Below are 5557 nucleotides of genomic sequence, written 5' to 3' on the forward strand. Positions count from 1 at the left end.
GGGGCTGGCCGCGGCCGCCGTGGCTGCCTTTTCGCTGCTCAATGTCGCCGCTGGCACGGGCCTGGAGGGCAGCAGCACGCACTACTTCTGGGCCGGGACCGCGCTGATCGTCATCGCCGGCTACCTCGCCACCGTCACCGGCGTGTGGCTGTTCGGGCATGCGGCACGACGGCGGAGCGCACCCCGCTGCTGACCTGCGCCTTCCGCCGGCCCAACCCCGTTTACATCCGGCCCGCCGAGGGCCAGAATTAGTCCCGCCCAGCCACTGGCTCAGCAGCGCGCTGGCCCACCCGTCCATACGGTCAAGCTGCCACCTCTCGAGGGACTGTCATGAGCACTGATTCTCCGGTTTCCCAGAGCGTTTCAAGGCGCGCCACCACCCTCGCGTCCGTCCCGTCGCAACAGCGGATCAACACCTTCCTCCGCGACTCCGTCTACGCCCGGCGCCAGCACGAGCCGGGGATCTGCGACCTCGCCCTCGGCAATCCGCACCAGATGCCGCAGGCCGCCTACGTCGACGCCCTCGCGGACGCGCTGACGCCCCGGAACGAGCTCTGGTTTGCCTACAAAACCAACGAACCGGAGGCGCAGGCCGCGGCCGCGGCGTCCCTGCAGCGCCTGCTGGGGATGCCCTTCGAGCCGGCGGACATCCACCTCACCACGGGAGGCTTTACCGCGATTCCGCTGGCGCTCAAGGCCGTCGCCGACCCCGGCGACGAGGTCATCTTCACCCTCCCGCCCTGGTTCTTCTACGAGCCCTTGGTGATCGAGGCCGGGCTGGTGCCAGTCAAGATCCGCTGCGACGCCGAAACGTTCGACGTCGATCTGGCGGCGCTCGGGGCCGCCATCACCCCGCGCACCCGGGTGGTGATCGTCAATACGCCCAACAATCCGACCGGCCGGATCTACCCGCCCTCGCTCCTGAAGGACCTGGCCGACATGCTGGAAGGGGCCTCGCGCAGCAACGGCAGGCGCGTCTACCTGCTCTCCGACGAGGCCTACAACCGGATCGTCTACGACGGTTCGCGGTTCCACAGCCCCGCCGAATACTATCCCTACACGCTCCTGGCCTACTCGTACGGCAAAACCCATTTGGCGCCCGGGCAGCGGATCGGATACCTGGCGCTGCCGCCCACCATGCCGGACCGCGGCCCGTTAAGGGAGGCGCTCACCGCCCTGCAGATGGCCATGGGCTGGATCTACCCCAACGCCCTGCTGCAGTATGCCCTGCCAAGGCTGGAGCAGTTCTCGATCGACATCGGGCAGCTGCAGCGCAAGCGCGATCTGATGGTGGAGGCGCTGACCGGCATGGGGTACCAGGTGACGCGGCCGGAGGGTGCGTTCTACCTGTTCGTCCGCACCCCGGCCGACGACGACGAGCAGTTCACCGCAGCCCTCGCGGACCAGGACGTCTTTGTGCTGCCGGGGACCCTGTTCGAGACCCCGGGCCATTTCCGGATCTCACTCACCGCGTCGGAGGAGATGATCCAGCGAGCGCTGCCGGTCTTCGCGGCGGCGATCCAGCGCTCCGGCGGCGCGGCCCGTGAGTAATTGCGGCGGAGACGTTGAGGATTCGCTTTCACCGATCGGCGGAGGCTTTCGGGTCCGGCTCCACTGTTGGGGAGTCGGGAACTCTGCAGGACGCCCAAACTAAAATGTAGCTCTGACCTGCGGATATGGCATCTTGTCGCATAGGATTCTGCAGAAAGCCGTCTCGCGGCCACTGTTCTTTGGGGGAACCATCTTGACCATTTCGCACACCCGCCGCGCCGGTATGACAGTCCTGCTTGCCGGGGCCGCACTACTGCTCGCACCCGTCTCTGCCCACGCCACGACCTGCCCCGTCGGACAGCACTGGAACGAAATGGGCGGCGGGTCCGGCTTCTGCTCGCCCAACGCCAGCGGCGGCGGGACGGGCGGCAGCGGCAGCGTAAACCTCGGCGGCACGAACGCACCGGCACCGCAGGCACCTGTATTCCAGGCACCTCCTGCCTACGAGGCGCCGGTCTACGCACCTGCCCCGGTGCAGGCTCCAGCTCCCGCGCACCAAGCACCCGCGGCGGCGTACCAAGCACCCGTGACCAAAAGCGTCGCCCCGGAGACCCGCAGCAGCTACCATGCACCGGCCCCTGCCCTCGCCCCAATGCCGCAGTATGGTCCGGCCGTCGGTGTGGACATGGATGTCCCCGCCGAGGCGGTCCCGACGGAGGCTGCCCCGGCGCCGACGGCGACAACCGAAGCCGCGGCTGTGGCCCCGGCCTCTGCGAATCCCAGACCGACGGCAACGTCGACGGCCGAGTCGGTACCGGTCGCGGCTCCAACGGAGCAGACCTCCAGTGCTCAGGCGTTCAACCCGACTCCGCTGCACTTCACGATCGGCGGGTCCATGCTGGCCGCAGCCCTGGCATGGTTCGTCCGCCCGGTCCGGGCAGCAGTGGCCCGGGTCTTGCCCGGCAGGGGCCGGTGAGCGACAAGCACCCGCTCCGTTTCGGGGATCGCGCCCTGCCGGTCTTCACCGCGGGCGATCCAGCGCTGCAAGTAGCTGGCAGTAAAGGCCGCTATGAGCACTGAAAACGGCCTCTGCTGCCAGTCAGATGGGGCAGGCGGCCGCACGCGGATCAGTGCGGTTCAGTAGTTGCGCCGGTGCTTGAGCCGGGGAATGGTGACAGCGAAGACCGCGGCGGCCGCGAAGCCGAGCGCTCCGGTGGCGGACACACCGGCCCCGAGCGAGGCGACGGCGGTCACGCCTGAGAGCAGCACCGGCCCGCCGGTGGCCCCGGCGTCGGCCATGAACCGCCAGATGCCCAGGAACTGTCCCCGGCCGTTGTCCGGCGAGAAGTCGGCCCCCAGCGTCATGTTCAGGCCTGAACTGATGCCGTTGCCGAAGCCGATGAGGAGCGCCGCGAGCAGCAGGCCCACGAAGCCGGTGCTGAGCGGGATCAGCAGCATGGCCGTGCCCATAATGAGCGTTGACGGGATGGCCACCCATTGCCGGCCCTTGCGGTCCATCAGCTTGCCGGCCGGATAGAAGACCAGCATGTCGATGGCGCCGGACAGCCCGTAGATCAGCGATGCCTGTGTCGCATCCATCCCGAGGTGCTCGGCCCAGAGCGGGATCACCACCTGCCGGGAGGCGCGCAGCGCACTGAGCAGCAGCACCCCCATCCCAACGCTCAGGAAGACCCCGGCGTGGGAGACGGCGACGCTGCGCAGCGTCGCCTGCGGAACGGGGACGCCGTCGTCCGCTGCGGGCTTGGCCACGAGGTCCGGGATGGTCACCGACAGCCCGGCGGCCGCCGCCATGGCGACAACGCCCACCCAGTAGGCGCCGGTGATGCCGGCGAACTGCATCGCGGCGGCGCCGATAAAGGGTCCGATGAAGATACCGATCCGGTTCACTCCGCCGAGGGTGGACAGGGCCCGGGCCCGCAGGATCACCGGCACCGCCTCGGTCAGGTACTTCTGCCGGGCCAGGCTGAAGACGCTCGCAGCCATGCCGACGACGAGCATCGCCGCCGCGAGCAGCCAGAGTCCTCCGGGCACCAGCGGAGCCAGGGCCGCGGCGGCCAGGGCGACGGTGCTGGCAGCCGCGGCACCGACGATGGCCCAGCGTTCGCCGAATTTCAGCGTGATGAGCGAGGCGGGCAGGTTGAAGAACCAGGAGCCGAGACCGATCAGGGTGACCACCAGGGCGGCGACGGCCACCGAGGCGCCGAGGTCGCGGGCGGACAGCGCCACCACGGGCAGGATGGCGCCCTCGCCGATGCTGAACAGCAGGGCCGGGCCGAAGGCGGGGACGGCGATGCTGCGGAGGCTGAAGGAAGCGGTGTCTGTGGTGGTCATCCCCTTCATCCTAGGCTGGCGGCTTGGCCCGGCCGCTCAGGCGTCGAAGTGCGTGCGGACTTCCCCTGCGGTGAGGTTCCGGAGGACCCCGGCCGCGACGTCGCGGAGCTTCTGGTTCCGGTTGCTGGAGACCCGGGTGAGGATGCCCATGGCCTCCTCCTGGGTGCAGCGGTTCTGGGCCATGACGACGCCGCAGGCCAGGTCGATCGAGGTGCGGTGTTCCATGGCGGCCTTCAGGTCCTCGGCCCGGGACTGCTCGGTGCCGATCCGGACGGCCAGGCGGAGGGATCGGCCGGCGAGGTCGGCGAAGCCGGACGCTTCGGCAATGATGTCCTCGGTGAACAGCCCGGTGTCGGAGCCGAAGAAGTTCAGGGCGGCGGCCGCGTCCTCGCCGATTTCCAGGGGCACACCCAGGGTGCTGCGGACGCCCTGGGCCGCGAGCTGCAGCTGGTAGTCCGGCCAGCGCGGATCGGTGTCAACATCGGCCAGCAGGACCACGGAGCGTGTCCGCAGGGCTTCGATGCAGGGGCCGTCACCGAGGCTTTGCTCGATGCGGTCCAGGATGACGGCCCGGGGGCTGCTCCCCGCCACGGTCATGGTCTTCTTCCGGCGCTGCAGCGTCACGCCGCATTCGATCTCAGCGCCGGCGGCGTGGCTGAGTGTGGCCGCCGAAAATTCCGCGAGTTGGCCGAGGAAGTCCTCGACGTTCTCCGTTCCCATCAGGAGGTCCTGCAGTTGCAGGGCGGCTTCATCCCCGGCGTTGTTGGTCATGCCTAAAATGTAGGGCGCTCACCGGCCCGGCACAACTTCAGACCACCGGGCCGGCGCCCAGCGGTTAGACGTAGCCGTCCACGATCGCGGCAGCAATTTCGCGGTAGGCCCGCCGGGTTTCCGGGCGGAGCACATCGAGGGTGACCAGGTCGCCGTCGGCCACGCCGCGGTCATGCGGCACGGCGATCAACTGGCGGCAGATGCCGGACAGGTGGTCTTCAATCGCGTCCTTGTCCACGCGTGAGGACACCTCGTCCTTGTCCGTGATGACCACGATGGCGTTGCGGGCCAGTTCCTCGTAGCCGTGGCCGGCCAGCCAGTGCAGGGTGCTGCGGGCGCGCTTGGCGCCGCTGACCGCATACCCCGCAGCGATGATCAGGTTGTCCGCGGACTGCAGGATACCGCTCATGGCGTTGTGGGTGACGCCGGTGCCGCAGTCGGTGAGGGCCACCGAATAGTAGCCGGAGATGAGTTTGCGGATCCGCAGGTATTCCTCCGCGGTCAGCGAGTCGGAGACCTCGGGGTCCTGTTCACCGGCGATCAGGTGCAGCCGGCCGGCGTGGTGCATGTACCGGGCGAGGGCCGTGAGGGAATCGATGGAGTCGATGTTCTGCAGCAGGTCCGTGATGGTGCGGGGACTCTGCTGCTGGTAGATGCCCTCGCCGAGGGCGCGCTCGACGAGGTCGCCGGAGTCCGGGTTCGCGTCGATGGCGCACGGCGGGTCACCACGGAACTCAGCCAGGGTCAGTCCGACGCCGACCGTCGTGGAGGTCTTGCCGATGCCGCCCTTGAGGCTCAGCACGGCGGTGTTGTAACTGCCCTGGAGCTGGCGGGAGATGCGCCGCGCCAGTTCGTCCTCTTCACGCTGCCGGGCGCTCGGGCCCAGGTTCAGCCCGCCGCCGGTCAGGGTGTAGAGGGCGCCGCGGAGGCCGCCGACCGGCCG

General features: G+C 69.1%; 5 protein-coding genes and 1 pseudogene. 3 read left to right on the forward strand and 3 right to left on the reverse strand.

Annotated elements, in window-relative coordinates; translation table 11 throughout:
• The 3 genes and pseudogenes from K789_RS0115865 to K789_RS24110 form a co-directional block, all read left to right on the forward strand.
• Nucleotides 1-193, forward strand: a pseudogene (locus tag K789_RS0115865) (PA-phosphatase); the annotation flags it as partial.
• Between the two features lie 137 nt (nucleotides 194-330).
• A complete protein-coding gene (locus tag K789_RS0115870) occupies nucleotides 331-1551 on the forward strand; it encodes an aminotransferase class I/II-fold pyridoxal phosphate-dependent enzyme (protein WP_024367613.1) in 1221 nt (406 codons plus the stop codon).
• A 193-nt stretch (nucleotides 1552-1744) separates the two neighbouring features.
• Nucleotides 1745-2467 carry a hypothetical protein gene (locus K789_RS24110; protein ID WP_128081646.1) on the forward strand — a complete coding sequence of 241 codons (723 nt, stop codon included), beginning with the start codon at nucleotides 1745-1747 and terminating at the stop codon, nucleotides 2465-2467.
• A gap of 161 nt (nucleotides 2468-2628) precedes the next feature.
• Here the strand turns inward: K789_RS24110 and K789_RS0115880 are convergent, their stop codons facing one another.
• The 3 genes from K789_RS0115880 to K789_RS0115890 form a co-directional block, all read right to left on the reverse strand.
• Nucleotides 2629-3843: an MFS transporter gene (locus tag K789_RS0115880; RefSeq protein ID WP_024367615.1), complete on the reverse strand. Its 1215-nt coding sequence runs from the start codon at nucleotides 3841-3843 to the stop codon at nucleotides 2629-2631.
• Between the two features lie 36 nt (nucleotides 3844-3879).
• Nucleotides 3880-4614, reverse strand: a complete 735-nt coding sequence (locus K789_RS0115885; RefSeq protein WP_024367616.1) for a GAF and ANTAR domain-containing protein — start codon at nucleotides 4612-4614, stop codon at nucleotides 3880-3882.
• Between the two features lie 64 nt (nucleotides 4615-4678).
• Nucleotides 4679-5557 (reverse strand): MinD/ParA family ATP-binding protein (locus K789_RS0115890; RefSeq protein ID WP_024367617.1); only part of this gene is annotated, 879 nt, incomplete at its 5' end.

Origin of the sequence: Arthrobacter sp. TB 26 (assembly GCF_000427315.1) — a bacterium.
In the GTDB taxonomy this organism is placed as follows: domain Bacteria; phylum Actinomycetota; class Actinomycetes; order Actinomycetales; family Micrococcaceae; genus Arthrobacter.